At 72.2% G+C, this 17,077-nt stretch carries 17 protein-coding genes; 7 read left to right on the forward strand and 10 right to left on the reverse strand.

Annotated features, from left to right (window positions below):
* The first annotated feature begins 1 nt into the window (after position 1).
* Together C4T78_RS05625 and hpnH are read left to right on the forward strand one after the other, a co-directional pair.
* Positions 2-604, forward strand: coding sequence for a phosphorylase family protein (locus C4T78_RS05625; RefSeq protein WP_093353188.1), 603 nt, complete (start codon positions 2-4; stop codon positions 602-604).
* The gene (gene hpnH / locus C4T78_RS05630; protein ID WP_093353190.1) at positions 605-1,606 is read left to right on the forward strand and encodes an adenosyl-hopene transferase HpnH; all 1,002 of its coding nucleotides are present in this window, start codon (positions 605-607) and stop codon (positions 1,604-1,606) included.
* 118 nt (positions 1,607-1,724) lie between these two features.
* On the opposite strand, the gene C4T78_RS05635 is transcribed toward hpnH, so the two are convergent.
* The 7 genes from C4T78_RS05635 to C4T78_RS05665 all read right to left on the reverse strand — a co-directional run bounded on the left by C4T78_RS05635 (position 1,725) and on the right by C4T78_RS05665 (position 10,469).
* A complete protein-coding gene (locus C4T78_RS05635; RefSeq protein ID WP_093353765.1) occupies positions 1,725-2,441 on the reverse strand; it encodes an SDR family NAD(P)-dependent oxidoreductase in 717 nt (238 codons plus the stop codon).
* The gene (locus tag C4T78_RS05640; RefSeq protein ID WP_093353193.1) at positions 2,438-3,355 is read right to left on the reverse strand and encodes a DMT family transporter; all 918 of its coding nucleotides are present in this window, start codon (positions 3,353-3,355) and stop codon (positions 2,438-2,440) included. The genes C4T78_RS05635 and C4T78_RS05640 overlap by 4 nt, the downstream gene beginning before the upstream one ends.
* On the reverse strand, positions 3,352-5,712 hold the full coding sequence (locus C4T78_RS05645; protein WP_093353195.1) for a wax ester/triacylglycerol synthase domain-containing protein: 2,361 nt from the start codon (positions 5,710-5,712) through the stop codon (positions 3,352-3,354). Before C4T78_RS05645 ends, C4T78_RS05640 begins: the two co-directional genes overlap by 4 nt.
* A gap of 88 nt (positions 5,713-5,800) precedes the next feature.
* Entirely contained in the window at positions 5,801-6,430 is a 630-nt protein-coding gene (locus C4T78_RS05650) for a carbonic anhydrase (protein ID WP_093353198.1), read from the reverse strand.
* A 424-nt stretch (positions 6,431-6,854) separates the two neighbouring features.
* Positions 6,855-8,261: an LCP family protein gene (locus tag C4T78_RS05655; RefSeq protein ID WP_235863563.1), complete on the reverse strand. Its 1,407-nt coding sequence runs from the start codon at positions 8,259-8,261 to the stop codon at positions 6,855-6,857.
* A gap of 222 nt (positions 8,262-8,483) precedes the next feature.
* The gene (locus C4T78_RS05660) at positions 8,484-9,023 is read right to left on the reverse strand and encodes a GNAT family N-acetyltransferase (RefSeq protein ID WP_093353200.1); all 540 of its coding nucleotides are present in this window, start codon (positions 9,021-9,023) and stop codon (positions 8,484-8,486) included.
* Between the two features lie 159 nt (positions 9,024-9,182).
* Positions 9,183-10,469 carry a nickel pincer cofactor-dependent isomerase, group 22 gene (locus tag C4T78_RS05665; protein ID WP_093353203.1) on the reverse strand — a complete coding sequence of 429 codons (1,287 nt, stop codon included), beginning with the start codon at positions 10,467-10,469 and terminating at the stop codon, positions 9,183-9,185.
* 155 nt (positions 10,470-10,624) lie between these two features.
* Here C4T78_RS05665 and C4T78_RS05670 point away from each other — a divergent pair, with 155 nt between their 5' ends.
* Positions 10,625-11,020, forward strand: a complete 396-nt coding sequence (locus C4T78_RS05670; RefSeq protein ID WP_093353205.1) for a DUF5313 family protein — start codon at positions 10,625-10,627, stop codon at positions 11,018-11,020.
* Between the two features lie 4 nt (positions 11,021-11,024).
* Here the strand turns inward: C4T78_RS05670 and C4T78_RS05675 are convergent, their stop codons facing one another.
* Positions 11,025-11,828, reverse strand: coding sequence for a universal stress protein (locus C4T78_RS05675; protein ID WP_093353207.1), 804 nt, complete (start codon positions 11,826-11,828; stop codon positions 11,025-11,027).
* 99 nt (positions 11,829-11,927) lie between these two features.
* On the opposite strand from C4T78_RS05675, the gene ilvA reads away from it, so the two are divergent.
* On the forward strand, positions 11,928-13,178 hold the full coding sequence (gene ilvA, locus C4T78_RS05680) for a threonine ammonia-lyase IlvA (RefSeq protein ID WP_093353210.1): 1,251 nt from the start codon (positions 11,928-11,930) through the stop codon (positions 13,176-13,178).
* Between the two features lie 63 nt (positions 13,179-13,241).
* Here the strand turns inward: ilvA and C4T78_RS05685 are convergent, their stop codons facing one another.
* Positions 13,242-14,015, reverse strand: a complete 774-nt coding sequence (locus C4T78_RS05685; RefSeq protein WP_177247634.1) for an Rv1486c family protein — start codon at positions 14,013-14,015, stop codon at positions 13,242-13,244.
* Between the two features lie 140 nt (positions 14,016-14,155).
* Between C4T78_RS05685 and C4T78_RS05690 the strand changes: the two genes are divergently transcribed.
* From C4T78_RS05690 to C4T78_RS05700, 3 genes are all read left to right on the forward strand, one after another.
* The gene (locus tag C4T78_RS05690) at positions 14,156-14,971 is read left to right on the forward strand and encodes a DUF3097 domain-containing protein (protein ID WP_093353215.1); all 816 of its coding nucleotides are present in this window, start codon (positions 14,156-14,158) and stop codon (positions 14,969-14,971) included.
* A 77-nt stretch (positions 14,972-15,048) separates the two neighbouring features.
* A complete protein-coding gene (locus C4T78_RS05695; RefSeq protein WP_093353217.1) occupies positions 15,049-15,480 on the forward strand; it encodes an NfeD family protein in 432 nt (143 codons plus the stop codon).
* An 82-nt stretch (positions 15,481-15,562) separates the two neighbouring features.
* Positions 15,563-16,642 carry an SPFH domain-containing protein gene (locus C4T78_RS05700; protein WP_374703865.1) on the forward strand — a complete coding sequence of 360 codons (1,080 nt, stop codon included), beginning with the start codon at positions 15,563-15,565 and terminating at the stop codon, positions 16,640-16,642.
* A gap of 54 nt (positions 16,643-16,696) precedes the next feature.
* On the opposite strand, the gene C4T78_RS05705 is transcribed toward C4T78_RS05700, so the two are convergent.
* On the reverse strand, positions 16,697-17,077 hold the full coding sequence (locus tag C4T78_RS05705; RefSeq protein ID WP_093353221.1) for a VOC family protein: 381 nt from the start codon (positions 17,075-17,077) through the stop codon (positions 16,697-16,699).

Genomic DNA, 17,077 nt, shown 5'->3' on the forward strand with positions numbered 1-17,077 from the left:
GATGCGCGCACGGCTGCTGATCTGCGCACCGCTGGGCCTGGAAGCTCAAGCGCTGCGAGCCGCGCTCGGCCGCAAAGCCGTTCGCCGCACGGGATTCGGCCCGCGGCGCAGCGCCCGCAGCGCGACCGCGCTCGCCGAGGAGGACTTCGACCTGCTCGTCGTCGCCGGTCTCGGCGGCGGCATCGGCGAGGGCGTTCGCAGCGGCGACGTGGTCGTGGCCGATGAAGTCCGCGGACCGGAGAGCTCGGTGCGCTGCCGCGCCGCGCCGGCGCTGGCCGCGGAACTGCGCCGCGCGGGATTCCCGGTGCACTGCGGTCCGATCCTGACCACCCGGCACCTCGTGCGCGGCGCGCGGCGGGCCGAGCTGGCCCGCACCGGTGCGCTCGCGGTCGACATGGAGTCCGCTGTGCTCGCACGAGCCGCACGGGAGATCGCGGTGGTGCGGGTCGTGCTCGACACCGCGGAGGAACCGCTGCTGCGGTGGGGAACCCCGCGCCGGGCGCTGGCCGCGCTCGCCCGGCTGCACGCCGTCGGTTCCTGCCTGTCGCGGTGCAGCAGCGCCGCGGCGCCGCAGGACCACCACACACCCGAGGAGGTGTCCTGAATGGGTATTCCGGTGCGCCAGGCCGTCCGCGTCGGCGCCTACCTGGTCAAGCAGAAGCTGGCCCGCCGCACGAAGTTCGCCCTGACCCTGGAGCTGGAACCGCTGTTCGCCTGCAACCTCAAGTGCGCGGGCTGCGGCAAGATCCAGCACCCGGCCAACGTGCTCAAGCAGCGGATGCCGGTGGAGCAGGCCATCGCCGCGGTGGAGGAGTGCGGGGCGCCGGTGGTCTCCATCGCCGGCGGCGAACCGCTGATGCACCCGGAGATCGAGGTCATCGTCGAGGAGCTGATCAAGCGCAAGAAGTTCGTCTACCTGTGCACCAACGCGCTGCTGCTGCCCCGCAAGATCGACCGCTTCCGCCCGTCGCCGTACTTCGCGTGGGCCGTGCACATCGACGGCCTGGAGGAGCGCCACGACGCCTCGGTGTGCAAGAAGGGCGTGTTCGCGCAGGCGGTGGACAACATCAAGGACGTCCAGGCGCGCGGATTCCGGGTGACCACGAACTCCACGTTCTTCACCTCCGACACGCCGCAGTCGGTGATCGAGGTGCTCGACTACCTCAACGACGACCTGAAGGTCGACCAGATGATGCTCTCGCCGGCCTACGCCTACGACAAGGCGCCCGACCAGGAGCACTTCATGGGCGTGGCCGAGACGCGCGAGCTGTTCAGCAAGGTCTTCGCCGACGGCAGGCGCAACCGGTGGCGGTTCAACCACTCGCCGCTGTTCCTGGACTTCCTGGCGGGCGAGGTCGACTTCCGCTGCACGGCGTGGGCCATCCCGTCCTACTCGCTCTACGGCTGGCAGCGGCCGTGCTACCTGATGAACGACGGCTACGCGGCGACCTACCGCGAACTGCTGGAGGAGACCGACTGGTCGCGCTACGGGCGGGGCAACGACCCGCGCTGCGCCAACTGCATGGCGCACTGCGGCTACGAGCCGACCGCGGTGCTGGCCACCATGGGCTCGCTGCGCGAGTCGATCCGGGCCCTGCGCGGTTAGCCGGGGCTTCAGTGGTTGGTTTGCGCGGCGGTGCCGGTGGCGAGGGCGCACTAAGCGGCTTCGCCGCTTCGAAGACAGAAGAGCACCAGAACCAGGCGCGAGAACAGAAAGCCCGTGCTCAGCCCAACCGGCGGGCCAGGCCGCGGAACAAGCCCGGCGCCGCGCCCTGCAACCGGGCCGGAACCGCGAGCCAGGCTGGCACGAACACCTCCGCCCGGCCGCGCTGGACGCCCCTGACCAGTGCTGAGGCGACCTCCTGCGCGGTGAGCATCCGCGGGAAGCGCCGGTCGTAGCGGCGACCGGCGAAGAACGGCGTGCGCACGGCACCGGGGAAGACCGTGGTCACGCCGATGCCGTCGAGGCGGAGGCTTTCCGCGAACGCCCGCACACCGGCCTTCGTCGCCGCGTAGACCTCCTCGCCGCGCACGCCGACAGCCGCGATCGAGGAGACGAAGACGACGTGGCCGCGCCTGCGCCGCAGCTCCGGCAGCACCGCGCTGGTCAGCAGCATCGGCGCGGTCAGGTTCACCGCCGCCAGCTCCGCCACCCGTTCGGCGGGCATCGACGCCAGGTCGCCTGCCCAGCCGACACCCGCGCAGTGCACCAGCAGATCCACCTGCCGTGCCGCGGTGACCACCAGGTCGAGTCCGGCCTCGTCGGTCAGCTCGGCGGCCAGCGCCCGCCCACCGCAGCGTTCGGCCACCTCGGCGAGCCGCTGCCGGTCCCGGCCGACGAGCACCAGCTCGCACCCGTTGGCGGCGAGTTCGCCCGCGGTGGCCGCGCCGATGCCGGATGACGCGCCCGTGACCAGCGCGGTCCGTCCGCGCAGCGTCAGCCCCACGTCGCCTCCGAACCGCCGTCCGCGCGGTCGAGCGCTCGGCGCAGCTGCTCACCGCGGCGGGTCAGGATCACGATGCCCACCACGATGACCACCACCGCGATCACCTCGCCGGCGAGGATGGCGGGGGAGGACTCGATGCGCTCGCCCAGCCAGCTCACCCCGATCGCCGCCGCCACCAGCGGGTCCACCGTGGTGATCACCGCCAGCGCGGGCGACATCAACCGGCCGCGTTGGAAGGTCTGCTGGCTGAGCAGGAAGCCCATCGGCCCGATCACGCACACCGCGTAGAGCGTCCAGTGCTGGAACGGCTCGGCCGGTCCACCGGTGCGGAACTGCCCGGCCACCACCTTGATCAGCCCGGCGGTCACCCCGTAGAGCACGCCGGTGGCCACCGCCATGCCGATCACCCCGGACTCACCGGGGATCAGCCGGGCCGCCGCCAGCGACACCACCACCAGCAGGCCGAGCGCCAGGGCCAGCGGCAGGATCGACGCGCCGGTGAACTCGCTGCTCTGCCCGGAAGGCCTCGCCAGCACCAGGAACGCCGAGAGCCCGCCGACGCAGGCCAGCCCGCCCAGCGCCAGCACCAGGTCCATCCTGCGGTGCGCCATCCACGCGGCGAAGGCGGCACCGAACAGCACCGAGGTCACCAGCAGCGGTTGCACCAGCACCAGCGGCCCGAAGGCCAGCGCCACCACCTGCAGCGACAACCCGATGATCACGGTGAGGATGCTCAGCACCCAGATCGGCTTGCGGACCAGGTCGAACAGCATGCGCGGGCTGAAAGTGCGGACCTTGGGCACCTGCTTGGTGACGCGGTGCTGGATGGCGCTGGCCAGGCCGAAGCTGGCCGCGCCGATGACCGCCGCGGGAACGGCGATCACCAGCACCGTGCCGTTGGAGCTCACCGCCGATCACCTGCCCGCAGGTCGGCGAAGGCGTCGCGCAGGTGCGCGGTCAGCACTGCGGCGTCCGGGGCCAGCCCGGTGTCCGTGGTGACGCCGAACCCGACGTGGTCGGCCCAGCTGATCGCACCCACGGCGATGCCCACCCCGTCGGCCAGCGAGAGCACCGGCAGCACTCCGGCCAGCCGCGCCGACCCCACGTGCGCGGGACGGCGCCGCCCGGGCAGCACCGACACCACCGCGCCGAAGAACCGGCGCTGGTAGATCCGCCGAACGACCCAGGCGTGCAGCGGCGCGGGCAGCGCACCGAGCGCGGCCAGCACGGCACTGGACGCAGCGGGCTGCCCGGTGCGGTCCGGTTTGCCCAGCTCAGCCGACACCGCGCTGAGCCGCCGCGCGACGGGCATCGGACCGACGGGCAGGTCCAGCGCCACCGAAGCCGTGCGGTTCCCAGGCGCCTCGGCACCCGCACCACCTCGCGCGGTGCGCGGCACCATCACCCGGAAGCGCTGACCAGGCACGGGAGCGGGCAGCGACCGGTGCAGCGCTTCGGCGACCACTCCGAGCAGCAGCGCTGTGCTGCTCACACCCAACTCCCGCGCGCACGCGCGCACCTCGGCGGCCGGGAGCTCCAATCCGGCGAACGAGCGGTTCGCCGTGCTGCGTCCTGCCCAGACGCTGCCCGGTGCCCGGCCCGCGCCCGCCAGGCTCAGCAGCCCTCGCGCGACCTCAACCGGACGCCGCTTCGGCCCTGAGCCGGGCATCGAGACGGGGTGCGGGCCGTCGGTCAGCAACCGCAGCAACGTGCTGGTCACCGCCACACCGTCGCCGAGCGCGTGATGCAGCTTCGCCAGCACCGACACCTCGCCGGAAGCTGTCTCGTGCAGCAGCAGGAGCTCCCACGGCGGCCGGTCGGTGGCCACGGCGGCGCCGAAGAACTCCTCGCGCACCCGCGCCGCAGCCCGCTCCCCGCAGACCTCGCGGCAGCGCAGGTGATCGCCGGGCTCGATGGCCGCATCGTGGACCCACTGCGGTCGCCTGGCCCGCCGCAGCACCAGGCGCCGCGTGAGCATCGGCAACCGGCCGGCGTGCCGCTCGATCCGCCCGCTGATCTCCTCGCGCCATTCAGCGGTGCTCCGCGGCGGCCCCTCGAACCGCAGGACCGCGCCGGTCTGCTGTGCGACGAGCGGAGTCGTGGCGTAGACGAAGAAGGCGTCCTGCGGCCGGAGAGCGCGGCGCCCGTGGTGGCGGGGGAGCTGCGCCAGCGCGGCCACCTGGTCGGTGAAGTCCGCGACCTGGCAGTGCTTGAACGCCCGCTGCTCCCGCTGGGCGAGCTCCTCCGGTTCCGCGGTCCAGCGGCGCAGCGTCGCGGTCAGATCGGCGGCGCTCGGGCACAGCTCGGCCAGCCCGGCCTCGGCCATCAGCTCGGCGTTGGCCCGCCCGTGCCCGGCGATCGGCTCGAACATGATCACCGCCCGCCCGCAGGCGAGCGCTTCCAGCGCAGTGGCCCCGCCCGCGTTGCTCACCACGACGTCCGCGCAGGTCACCAGACCCGGCATGTCCTCCACCCAGCCCAGGGCGACCAGCCGGTCCTCGTGGTGAGCGGCGAACCGCTCGCGCAACGCGTCGTTGCGGCCGCAGACCACCACGACCCGCGCCACGCCCTCGGCACGCAGCGCGGCCTCCACCGCGCGCTCCACCGAGCCGAACCCGAGCGAGCCGCAGGAGATCAGCACCGTGAAGCCCGACTCCGGGAGGCCGAAGCCGCGCCGGGCGGCAGCCCGGTCACCGGGCCGGAACGCCGACACCACCGGCGGTACGCACACCGCGCCCACCGCGTCGGGCTCGGCCCGCCGCATCTCCCGCAGGCTCGCCTCGCTCATCACGTAGTGCAGGTCGGCCTCGGGATAGACCCAGAAGGGGTGCGGGGAGAAGTCCGAGACCACCGCGGCCACCGGGACGTCCAGCTCACCGCGGCGCCGCAGCCAGTCCAGACCGGCGGTGCCGAGCGGGTACGTCGAGACGATCAGGTCCGGCCTGGCCTCGGCGATCGCCCGGCGCAGCCGCCGCCCGCTCCACGCCCCGACGAACCGGCGGGAGGCGTTGGCGAACCAGCGGTAGCGCCACAGTGACGCGTAGAAGAAGTCGTACAGCCACGGCGTGGACTCGACGTTGGTGACGTAGATCCAGTTGAACGCGGCGGGAACCCAGCGACCCATCGCGCGCAGCGCGTCCAGCCAGCCGACCTCGCACCCGGGCCACACCCGGCCGGCGGCTTCCGCCACGGCCCGGCCGGTCGCATTGTGCCCCTCGCCGATGGTCGCGCTGACCAGTAGCACTCGACGCGGCTGGACGGTCACGCGGCTGGATCCCTTCACCCCGGATCGTGCCACCGCAGGCTAACGTGACCAGCCGGTTCCAGCCGCTCGAAGTGCTCCGGGCCGCGCGCTACGCCTCCTGCGAAACCGGTCCGCGGCTGCCGACCTCGCGGACCGTCCCGTCGGTGAGGTGGTAGCACAGGCCGACGATCGCGCAGCGGCCCGCCTCGACCTCCTTGGACAGCACGGTGGAGCGCTCCAGCAGCAGATCGGTGGTGCGCTGGACGTGCACGTCCACGATCTCGTCGACCTCGTCCTTGCCGTCCGCGCGGGCCGACAGCACGCTCGGCGTCACCCGCTCGACGATGTCGCGCAGGAACCCGGGCGGCGCGGAACCCTCGACGACGGTCTGCCGCGCGGCGGTCACCGCGCCGCAGGAGTCGTGGCCGAGCACGACCACCAGCGGCGCGCCCAGCACGCTCACGCCGTACTCGATGCTGCCCAGCACCTCGGGGCCGGTGACCTGACCGGCGGTGCGCACCACGAACAGGTCGCCGAGCCCCTGGTCGAAGATGATCTCGGCGGCGAGCCGGGAGTCGGAACAGCCGAACAGCACGGCGAAGGGGCGCTGTCCCGGCGCCAGCGAAGCGCGGTGGTCGGCGTCCTGGTTCGGGTGGCGGGGGCTGTTCTCGACGAACCTCCGGTTGCCCGCCAGAAGTTCTTCGTAGGCGTGCGCGGGGGAGATCGGTGCGTTGGACATGCGAAAACGCTACCGCACGGACTTTCGAGGAGTCTTGTTCGGAAGCTGTGATCCGGACATCTGAGATCAGTGCCACTCGATTCCGCGCATCGGGTGAAAACCGCCGCCCCGGAACGGTGGTCCTGCGTGCGCGGCCGCCCACCGCGGGCGTGCCGGTGGCTCGCGGCGGTCTGGACCTCGGCGTAGTCTCAACCAGCGGTGGACCCGTTCCAGACCCGGCTCTCGACGATGCTGGGGCTGTTGAGTTTTCAGCCGCCGGTTCACGAGACGACCGCCGACGCACCACCGGCGCAGAGGTCTGGACGAAGCCCTCGGCGGGGGGTTGGCCACCGGCGGTCGGTGGTGAGACGGACGAGGGGGCTGCCTCACCACCGATCAGCCTCAAAACCCGTCGGCCGGGCGGCGACTCGGCGGAACCGGGCGCTCAGTTGACGCAGGGGATGCCGTCCGCGGTGATCGTTTCGGGCTCCGGTGCGCTGCTCTGCTGCCGGGCCGGGCCGTCGAGCGAGACGGCCCGCGGCGGTGCGAAGCCCGGTGCGGCCGGGCCGCGGTAGTCGCTGCCGATGAGCACCTGAACGCGGCCGCGCGACAGGGATCCGCTCTCCTCGGTCGGCAGCCCGCCGAGCAGCGAAGCCACCTGAGCGGCGGTGGCGGTGGCGTCCGGCGCGTACCGGACGACGGAGGTGTCGCGGGAACCGGTGTTGCCGACCTTGCCGACGTCGACGCCCCGGTCGGACAGCTCCGAGCGCACCCGCTGCGCCAGGCCCGCGGTCCGCGTCGCGTTGAGCACGTCCACAGTGGCCGCTCCGGTCTCCTCGCTCGGTGGCGGCGGAGCCGAGGGGTCGATGGTCCGGTTGACGGCCGCGCGGACCGCGCGCGCGTCGACCAGGACCGCCTGGCCGTCCTCGGGCGTGTCGTACTCGGGGTCCTCGATCGGGATGGTGGTGAACCGGACGGCGCCGCCGGCCAGCCCGCGCATCCGCTCGGCGAAGGCGAGCACGTCCCAGTCGCGGTCCAGCACCACCGAGTCCTGCACCGACCCGATCAGGTCCCGCAACCGCGCCGGGTTGGCCAGCACCCCGCCGGAGAGCATCGACTGCGTCAGGCCGGACAGGAAGGCCTGCTGGCGCACCACGCGGTCGAGGTCGCCGCGCGGCAGCCCGTGCCGCTGCCGGACGAACGCCAGCGCGTCCGGGCCGGAGATGGTCTGCGGCCCGGCGCGGAAGTTCGCCCCCGAGTAGATGTCCTTCGTCGCCGCCACCAGGCACACCGGAACACCGCCGACCGCCTCGGTGATGCGGGCGAAGCCGAGCAGGTTGACCTCGGCGTAGTGGTCGACGGACACCCCGGTCAGCTGTTCCACGGTGCGCACCAGCAGCTTGCGCCCGGCGTCGCCGCCGGTGCGCGCCAGGTGGGCCGGGTCGGTGGCGCCGCGCTTGGTCTCCGCGGTGACCGCGGCCTCCCGGCCGCGCGAGTACGCGGAATTGATCTTGTGCCTGCCGTGGCCGGGCACGTGCACGTAGGAGTCGCGCGGGAAGGAGAACCCGGTCGCGCTGGACCCGTCGTTGGGGATGTGCAGCAGGATGATGGTGTCGGTCAGCGCCGCGTCGTTCTCGCCCGCGTGCAGTTCGCGCAGCACCTCGGCGGGCAGCGGGTTGCCGTGCGCGTCGGTCCGGCTGTCCATGCCGACCAGCAGGATGTCGATGGCCCCGTCGGCACCGGCGCCGTCGGTGACGTCGCTGGTGGCCAGCCCGTTGAGCAGGTCCCGGTAGTTGCTCCAGCCGTAACCGGTCACCACCAGCACCAGCACGGACAGCATCGTCACCGCCACGCGCACTGCGGTGTTCGGCCGGGGCGGGGCCGGGCGGCGCGGGGGAGCGGGCTGGCGGTACGTCGTCCTGGTCTGGGGCGGCAAGGTCCCTCCGGCTGGGTGCTGGTGCTGCGAGGGTCGAAAACCCGTTCCAGGATCGCACTCTTCGGGCCTCGGGGCGGATCATCCGATAGCGGCGACTTTCGCGACGCAGGGTGATCGCCGCGGTGGTCCACTGTGGAATCAGTCCGGCAGGTCGCCCTGCCGGATGCGGTAGACCTGCAGCGCGGTGTCGTAGTACTTGGTCGTCTCGCCGACCCACTCCATGCCGATGCGCCGCGCGGTGGACATCGCCCGCGTGTTGTCCGGCCGGGCCAGCGCGAACACCGCATCGATGTCGTAGCTGAACGCCCAGCGCAGCAGTGCGGTCGCGGCCTCGGTGGCGTAGCCGGATCCCCACGCCTCGGGGCGCAGCTGCCAGGTCAGCTCCAGGTCGTGGTCGTAGGGCGGCAGCATCCGCAGCACCAGCCCGCCGACCACCACGTCGTCGGAGCGGCGCTGCATCGCCCACCTGCCGGTCGGCGGCACCAGGTTGGGCTGCGACTCGAGCCAGGAGTGCACGACGGCGCGCATCGCGGCGAGGTCGGCGACGCTGGCGATGACCGGGGTGAGCCACTCGGTCACCTCGGACCGGCCGTAGAGGGCCAGCGCGGCCTGCACGTCGGCGTCGCTGTCGGTCCAGTCGCGCACGATCAGTCGTTCGGTGGTCAGGGGAGGCTGCATGGCGTCCCTCACCTTCGCGCTGGGGAGAACATCCGATTTTAGTTCCGCCGCCACGTCGCGGCGGCCCGGGAGCAATCGTATTTTGCTTCCGTCTATCACTTCAGTGCTGAATGAAATTAAGCATCACGAGCAAACCGGAAACCGGCCGGGAGTGCGAGATCAGCCCAGGGGCGGCAGCGTGCCGGTGGTGTCGAAGGCCCAGTCGTGCGCTTCGCCGACCGCCGTCAGGTCCGGATGCTCGGCGACCTCCTGCGCGTACGCCTCGGAGACCTCGACGTGCGGCATCGACAGCGTGTTGCGGATGCGCACCACCTTCGCCGGGCGGTCGTGCGGGCCGCGGGACATGTGCAGCGCGGCCGCGATGGCGTCGCGGTCGGTGGCCAGCGCCATCGGGATGCGGGCGCCTTCGGGCACGCCGGAGGTCAGCGAGTTGGTGTAGAACGACCCGAACTCGATCTGGTCCAGGCAGCGCTGGGTGGTCACGTCGGCCATGCCGAGTCCGCAGGCGTTGCCGTTGGTGTGCGCGGTCAGCCCGAGCACCACCACCCGCTTGATCGGCACGGCGCGGAATCCGTCGGTGCTGACGGGGGAGCGGCCGGTGATGTTGGGGTCCATCCCGGCGCCGCTGATGTCCTTGCCGATCTCGTCGACTACGAGCACGTCGATGTCGGACATCAGCAGCTTCGGCATCAACCGCTTGGCCTCCACCAGCAGCTCGGCCTCGCGCTCCAGCAGCTCGCCGGGCGGTACGAGTTCGAGCCGGGCGATGTCCTCGTAGGCGTTCTCCACCACGGCGAGCCCGAACTCGATCGGCACCACCCGCAGCACCGCCTCGGCCACCGCCGGGATGAGCGAGTGGAACGCCCCGAAGCCGTGGCTGTGCAGGGTGGTCGCGCCGCGGTGCTTGCCCAGCCCGATGGCGATCATCTTGGCCAGGCCGCTCTCGTGGGTGCCGCGGAAGTCGGTGTGCGGTTTGACCCGGCCGAGCACGACGACCCCGTCGGCTCGGGCGGCTTCGGCGTCGAAGTGCACCGGTGTGCCGTCGGGCAGCTCGGTGACCACGACGGTGTCCATGGCGGAGATGATCGGCGCACCGATGCGCTCCTCGGTGATGCCGTACTCGGCGAGCACCTGCAGCTGGCCCTCCGCGGTGCCGCCGCCGTGGCTGCCCATCGCGGGCACCACGAACGGCTTGGCGCCGCAGCCCGCCAGGGCGTCGACCAGGGTGGCCACGATGCGGTCGATCCGGGCGATGCCGCGGCTGCCCGCGGTGACCGCGATGCGCTTGCCGCTGACCGGGTGGGTGCGGTCGTGCTCGGCGACCTGGGCGCGGATGGTGCCCTCCAGGTCGGCCACGGCCGGTGCCGCGAACCGCTGCTCGACCGGGATCATCCTGGGCAGCTCGGTGCCGGCTCCGGTCACCCGGACTCCATCGACGTTGAACATGCGGCAGATCCTTCCTCCGGTCGGATCGATCGACCGCGCGATGGTGCCACGCCGAACAGGCCCGCGGAAGCCCTCGCCCGCGCCTCCGGAGCTCCACTGTGGATGTTCGATTCCCGGGCGACCGGCCGCGGTGGGCCGCGACGTAAGCTGGGCGGGTGCCCGTCAAGCGTCCCGGTCCTGCGCGGTGGTTGTACTACCAGTTCGGCGGCAGGCTGCCCGAGCGGTACCGCGATTGGGTGCTGCACGACGCCACCTGCCGGACCTGGGTGCTGCGGGTGCTCATCCGCGGGCTGATCCAGATCGCGCCGCTGGGGGCGCTGCTGTTCGTGGCGCTGGGCGTGCTCGGCGGGGCGTGGCCGATCGCGGCCGGAGCACTGCTGCTGGGCCTGCTCGTCGTGGCCCGCATCGTGCTGACCAACTCGGTGGACAGCGTCAACTCGCGGCTGGTCGACTACGGCTTCCCGCCCGGCCACGGCACCGCGGTGCGCAGGCAGCGCGATGCCGACGCAGCCGAGCGGTACGAGGCGGTCTGGCGGCGGCCACCGGAGTGACCGGTCAGCGCGCGGTGCGCACCACGGCGACCGGGCAGGGCGCGTGGTGCAGGACGCCGTGGGCCACCGAACCGAGCAGCAGCCCGGCGAAACCACCGCGCCCCCGGTGTCCCACGACCAGCAGCTGGGCGGATTCCGCCGCGCGGCACAGCGCGGTGACCGGGTGCTGGTTGGCCACGTCGCGGTGCACCGGGACGTCGGGGAACTCGGCGCACCAGCCGGCCAGCTGCTCGGCCAGGTGCAGGTCCGCGCGGGTGCGGATCTCGCGCGGGTCCGGTGCCGGGTGGACGTCGGCGCTGAAGTGCGCGTCCGGCAGGGCCTGCACCGCGATGAGCTCGGTGCGCAGGCGCGCTGCGTGGTCGAAGGCGTGCTGCAGCGCGGCACGGCTGCCGGGGGAGTCGTCGACGCCGACGACCACGGGCCCTGCGGTGCGGGGCTCGCCGCGCACCACCACGACGGGACAGCGGGCGTGCGCGGCCAGGGACGTGCTGGTCGATCCGAGCAGCACTTCCCGGAACGCACCGTGCCCGTGCGATCCGACGACCACGAGCTGCGCATCGGCGCTGCGACGCGCCAGCTCCTGGGCCGGGTGCCCGCCGGTGACCTCACCGGTGACGACGAGCTCGGGGATCGCTTGGCGGCACTTCCCGGTCAGCTCGTCGACGGTGTGACCCGCCGGTGCGCCGTCGACCTGCAGCAGGTGCAGCGTCAGGCCGGTCCGCACGGCTTCGGCTCCGGCCCACAGCGCTGCTCGCACCGACGGCGGCGAGCCGTCGACGCCCACCACGACGGATCTGGTCCTGGCCATCGCGACCGCCCCCTAGGAACCCGCGGTCCAGTGTGCGCGCTCCGTGGTGGGGCAGCACCCGAGCGCACTCGGATCGACCTGCGGCTTTAGTATCGTTAGGTGGCCGAAGAGTTGAGTCCCGCAGCGATCTTCCGAGCCGGTACCCGCTTGCGGCAGGTGGTCCGGCGCACGCCGCTGGAGATCAGCGGCCGGCTGAGCGGTGAGCTCGGCGTCCCGGTGCGCTTCAAGCGCGAGGACATGCAGGTCTGCCGCTCGTACAAGGTCCGCGGTGCCTACAACCTGATCTCCTCGCTGGACTCCGAGGAGCGCGAGCGCGGTGTGGTGTGCGCGAGCGCGGGCAACCACGCGCAGGGCGTGGCCTTCGCCTGCCGGGAGCTCCAGATCCAGGGCCGCGTGTACCTCCCGGCGAACACGCCCCGGCAGAAGCGGCGCCGGATCGCCGAGATCGGCGGCGAGTGGGTGCAGCCGGTGATCGTCGGCAGTTCCTTCGACGAGGCCAGCGAGGCATCCCGGCAGGACAGCGAGCGCACCGGTGCCGTTTACGTGCACCCCTTCGACGACCCGCGCACCATCGCCGGGCAGGGCACCGTCGGCCTGGAGATCGCCGAGCAGCACGACGGCCCGGTGGACACGGTGATCGTGCCGGTCGGCGGTGGTGGGCTGCTGGCGGGCGTGGTGCTGTGGCTCAAGGAGCACTTCCCGGAGGTCCGGGTGGTGGGGGCCGAGCCCGCCGGGGCCGCCAGCATGCGCGCGGCGCTGGAGCACGGTGCTCCGGTGGCGCTGCCCGGAGTGGACACCTTCGTCGATGGTGCGGCCGTCGGGCGCGTCGGTGAGCTGGGCTTCCAGGTGGTGCGCGAGCTGGTCGACGAGATCGTGGCGGTGCCCGAAGGCGCGGTGTGCACCGAGATGATCGAGCTCTACCAGGCGGAGGGCATCATCGCCGAGCCCGCTGGTGCGCTGGCCAGCGCGGCGGCCCGGCTTCCGCTGGAGCGCCCCGTGCAGGGGCCGGTGGTGTGCGTGATCTCGGGCGGCAACAACGACCTGAGCCGCTACGGGGAGGTCGTGGAGCGCTCCCTGGTGCACGAGGGATTGCGGCACTACTTCCTGGTCACGTTCCCGCAGGAGCCGGGTGCGCTGCGGCACTTCCTGGACGACGTGCTCGACGACGGCCAGGACATCGTGGCCTTCGAGTACGTCAAGAAGAACAACCGGGAGACCGGTCCGGCGCTGGTGGGCATCGAGCTGGACCGCGCCGACGAGCTGGACGGGCTGCTGCGCCGGATGAAGGAGTCCCCGCTGCAGATCGAGCAGGTGTCCCCGGGCTCGCCGCTGTTCTCGTTCCTGGTGTGATCTCGCGTCGAGCTGACGAGAGCGCCTTCCGCTGAACCGGCGGGAGGCGCTCTCGTCGTTCGGTCAGGACTGGGTGGCGCGGTCGGAGAGGACTCGGACCATTTCGGCGATCGAGGCGCGGCGTGCCGCGCGGACCGCGTCGAACAGCGGGCGCAGCGCGTCGGTGCGGGCTCGGATCGCCGAGGCCGACAGGGCGCCGCCGGGGGAGTCGTCGGTGGCCACCCACAGGATCGCTTCGACCTCCGCGGCGCGCTGCAGGATTCGCAGGGTGCGCTGGGGGATGTCCGCGGGCCAGTCGGGGGCCGGGCGGGCGGCGACGGTCGCGGCGATCTCCTCGCGCACGCCGGGGCGCTGCTTGGCGACGCCGAGCTCGATGAGCGCGGTGGCGGCTTCGCGCATCGCCGAGGCCATGCCGTGCTCGGCTTCGCCGATCGGCAGGTGCTCGGCCGGGGGCAGCTCGCCGATGCCGAAGACCGTCCAGCGCAGGATGCCTTCGGCGACGCGTTCGGGGACCAGGCCGAGGCCGGCCTCGGGCAGCACGGCGGCTTCGCCGATGCGCATGGCCAGCTTGGCGAACGGGTTCGATCCGCCCAGTCCGCGGGCGTCGCCGGGTACCGGCAGGACGAGTTCGCCGTTGGCGGCGCCCGCCTTGCGCAGCGCGGCCAGCAGCAGCGCGGGACCGGCGGGGGTGTCGTGCGGGCCGGGGAGGTCCAGTCGCGCGGCCAGCTCTTCGTCGGCGGCGCGGACTTCCTGCGATTCGGCCCAGGTCTGCAGGGCGTCGAGCACGTCGTCCGAGGCGGCTGCACCGTGCAGCCAGGCGGACGTCCAGACAACCATCGTGGCGCTTGGGCAAGGCACGTCGAGAAAGGGTACGGACCCGGTCGCGGAATGCGCGCCGGGGGGGCGGGGGAGTGTGATCTGCTCCGCGCGGCGCGCCGCTCCCCGCGGGCCGCTCGATCGGATTAACGTCAGGCCTCGTGCGTTCGGTTGACTACGGCAGGGACGTCCTCGCGGGCCCGCGCCGGAAGAAGGTGCCCGAGATCCCGGCCGAACCCGGGCTGGTGGTGGAGGACCCGGCCAGCGGGTTCTGCGGTGCGGTGCTGCGGGTGGAGAAGAACAACGTGGTGCTGGAGGACCGGCACGGCAAGCAGCGGTTGTTCCCGCTGCGCCCGGCGGCGTTCCTGCACGAGGGCAAGCCGGTGACGCTGGTGCCGGTGCGCGCCGCTGCGCCGGGCGGGCCCGGGCGGTCGGCATCGGGTTCGGTGCGCGTGGAGGGCCTGCGGGCGCGCACCGCGCGGGGCAGCCGCATCTGGGTGGAGGGCTTGCACGACGCTGAGCTGGTGGAGCGGATCTGGGGGCACGACCTGCGGGTCGAGGGTGTGGTGGTGGAGCCGCTGCACGGTGTCGACGACCTGCCCGGTCTGCTCGCCGAGTTCGGGCCTGGCCCGGGGCACCGGGTGGGGGTGCTGGTCGACCACCTGGTGACTGGCAGCAAGGAGTCGCGGTTGGTGGCGGGGATCGACGATCCGCACGTGCTCATCACCGGTCACCCGTTCGTGGACATCTGGGAGGCGGTCAAGCCGCAGGCGGTGGGGATCGCGGCGTGGCCGCGGGTGCCGCGCGGTACCGACTGGAAGCAGGGCGTGTGCGCGGAGCTGGGCTGGGGCGAGCCGGCCGACGGGTGGCGGCGGGTGCTGGCCGCGGTGTCGGGCTTCCGCGATGTGGAGGCGCCGCTGCTGGCGGCGGTCGAGCAGCTGATCGACTTCGTGACGGCGGATTCGCCGGGGCGGTGAACCGGACAGAAGTCACACGTTGATCACGCCGCTGCGATGTGGCGTCGTGGTGCTCGGCGGTCTGACACCATGGAGGTATGACGCCCGCGCTGCTGTGGTTGATCGCCGGGGTGCTGCTGATCGCCGCTGAGGTCCTCTCCGGTGAGTTCGTCCTGGTCATGCTCGGCGCCGCGGCGCTGGCCGCGGCCGGTTCTTCCGCGCTGGGAGCGCCGCTGCCGGTGGACGCGGTGGTCTTCGCGGTCCTGGGGCTGGGGTTGATCTTCATCGCGCGTCCGGCGCTCAAGCGGCGGTTGCGCAACCCGCTGGAGCTCAAGACCAATGTGGACGCTCTGGTGGGCAAGCGAGCGGTGGCGGAATCCACTGTGGATGTCCATGGTGGGCAGGTGCGCATCGACGGTGCGGTGTGGTCGGCGCGGGCGTTGGACGAGACGCAGGTCATCGAGGCGGGTCAGACCGTGACGGTGATCGAGATCGCGGGCGCGACGGCAGTGGTGTCGGCCGAGCTGTGAGGAGATGAGGGTGGAGTTTGGCGGACTGATCGTGCTGGTGGTCGTCGTGCTGCTGGTGCTGATCATCGCGGTGAAGTCGGTGATGGTGGTGCCGCAGGCGCAGTCGGCCGTGATCGAACGCCTCGGCAAGTTCCGGTCGGTGGCCGAGCCCGGGCTGACGTTCCTGGTGCCGTTCCTGGACCGGGTGCGGGCCAAGATCGACCTGCGCGAGCAGGTGGTGTCGTTCCCGCCGCAGCCGGTGATCACCCAGGACAACCTGACGGTGTCGATCGACACCGTGGTGTACTTCCAGGTCACCGACTCGCGTTCGGCGGTCTACGAGATCTCCAACTACATCGTCGCGGTGGAGCAGCTGACCACCACGACGCTGCGCAACGTGGTCGGCGCGATGAGCCTGGAGGAGACGCTGACCTCGCGCGATGCGATCAACACGCAGCTGCGCGGGGTGCTGGACCAGGAGACCGGCCGGTGGGGCATCCGGGTCGCGCGGGTGGAGCTCAAGGCGATCGATCCGCCGCCGTCCATCCAGGACTCGATGGAGAAGCAGATGCGCGCCGACCGGGAGAAGCGCGCGATGATCCTCAACGCCGAGGGCGCCCGGGAGTCGTCGATCAAGACGGCCGAGGGCCAGAAGCAGGCCGCGATCCTGGCGGCCGAGGGTCAGAAGCAGGCGGCGATCCTGGCCGCGGAGGCGGACCGGCAGTCGAGCATCCTGCGGGCGCAGGGCGAGCGGGCCAGCCGGTACCTGCAGGCGCAGGGCCAGGCCAAGGCGATCGAGAAGGTCTTCGCGGCGGTCAAGCGCGGCAAGCCGACTCCGGAGCTGCTGGCCTACCAGTACCTGCAGACGCTGCCGCAGATGGCGCAGGGCGATGCGAACAAGGTGTGGGTGGTGCCCAGCGAGTTCGGCAAGTCCCTGGAGGGCTTCGCGCGGATGCTCGGTGCGCCCGGCGACGACGGCGTGTTCCGCTACGAGCCGCCGAAGGAGGAGCCGCCGACCCAGGTGCCGGAGGAGGAAGAGGAGTCGGTCAAGGCCTGGTTCGACACCTCGACCACGCCGGAGGTCGCCGAGGCGGTGCGCGCAGCTGAGGCGGTGGCCCGCAAGGAGGTGCCGAGCCCGACGCTCGGGGCCGGGCAGGTTCCGCCGCCGGAGCAGCCCAGCTGATCGCTGAACCTGATGAGGGCGCCCACTCGCGAGTGGGCGCCCTCGTTCGTCCTCTCAGCTTCCGCCGTAGGTGCCGAAGCTCCAGAGGTTGCCTTCGGGGTCTCGCACCACGAAGTCGCGTGAGCCGTAGGCCTGGTCCCGGGGTTCGTAGACCGATTCGGCGCCTGCGGCCAGCGCGCGTGCGTAGAGCGCGTCGATGTCGTCGGTGACGACGTAGTTGCTCGCGGAGCCCTTCTGCTGGGCGAACGGGCTTTCCGGGTCGCAGGTGCCGATCATGATGCCGCCGCCGTGCGGCCAGCGGAGTTCGGCGTGTGTGATCTCGCCGTTGTCGCCGGGCACGATCAAAGTTTCCTCGAAGCCGAATGCCTCGACCAGGAAGCGGATGCCCGCTTTCTTGTCGGCGTAGGGGATCAGGGGCCAGATTCCGGTCGTCAT

It is taken from the genome of Saccharopolyspora kobensis, from assembly GCF_900108315.1.
Lineage (GTDB): Bacteria > Actinomycetota > Actinomycetes > Mycobacteriales > Pseudonocardiaceae > Saccharopolyspora > Saccharopolyspora kobensis.

Coding starts and splice junctions, on each gene's coding strand:
- C4T78_RS05625 (WP_093353188.1), top strand. CDS start 2: ATGCGCGCACGGCTGCTGATCTGCGCACCGCTGGGCCTGGAAGCTCAA.
- hpnH (WP_093353190.1), top strand. CDS start 605: ATGGGTATTCCGGTGCGCCAGGCCGTCCGCGTCGGCGCCTACCTGGTC.
- C4T78_RS05650 (WP_093353198.1), bottom strand. CDS start 6,430: ATGTCCAACGCACCGATCTCCCCCGCGCACGCCTACGAAGAACTTCTG.
- C4T78_RS05660 (WP_093353200.1), bottom strand. CDS start 9,023: ATGCAGCCTCCCCTGACCACCGAACGACTGATCGTGCGCGACTGGACC.
- C4T78_RS05665 (WP_093353203.1), bottom strand. CDS start 10,469: ATGTTCAACGTCGATGGAGTCCGGGTGACCGGAGCCGGCACCGAGCTG.
- C4T78_RS05675 (WP_093353207.1), bottom strand. CDS start 11,828: ATGGCCAGGACCAGATCCGTCGTGGTGGGCGTCGACGGCTCGCCGCCG.
- C4T78_RS05685 (WP_177247634.1), bottom strand. CDS start 14,015: ATGGTTGTCTGGACGTCCGCCTGGCTGCACGGTGCAGCCGCCTCGGAC.
- C4T78_RS05695 (WP_093353217.1), top strand. CDS start 15,049: ATGACGCCCGCGCTGCTGTGGTTGATCGCCGGGGTGCTGCTGATCGCC.
- C4T78_RS05700 (WP_374703865.1), top strand. CDS start 15,563: ATGGTGGTGCCGCAGGCGCAGTCGGCCGTGATCGAACGCCTCGGCAAG.
- C4T78_RS05705 (WP_093353221.1), bottom strand. CDS start 17,077: ATGACGACCGGAATCTGGCCCCTGATCCCCTACGCCGACAAGAAAGCG.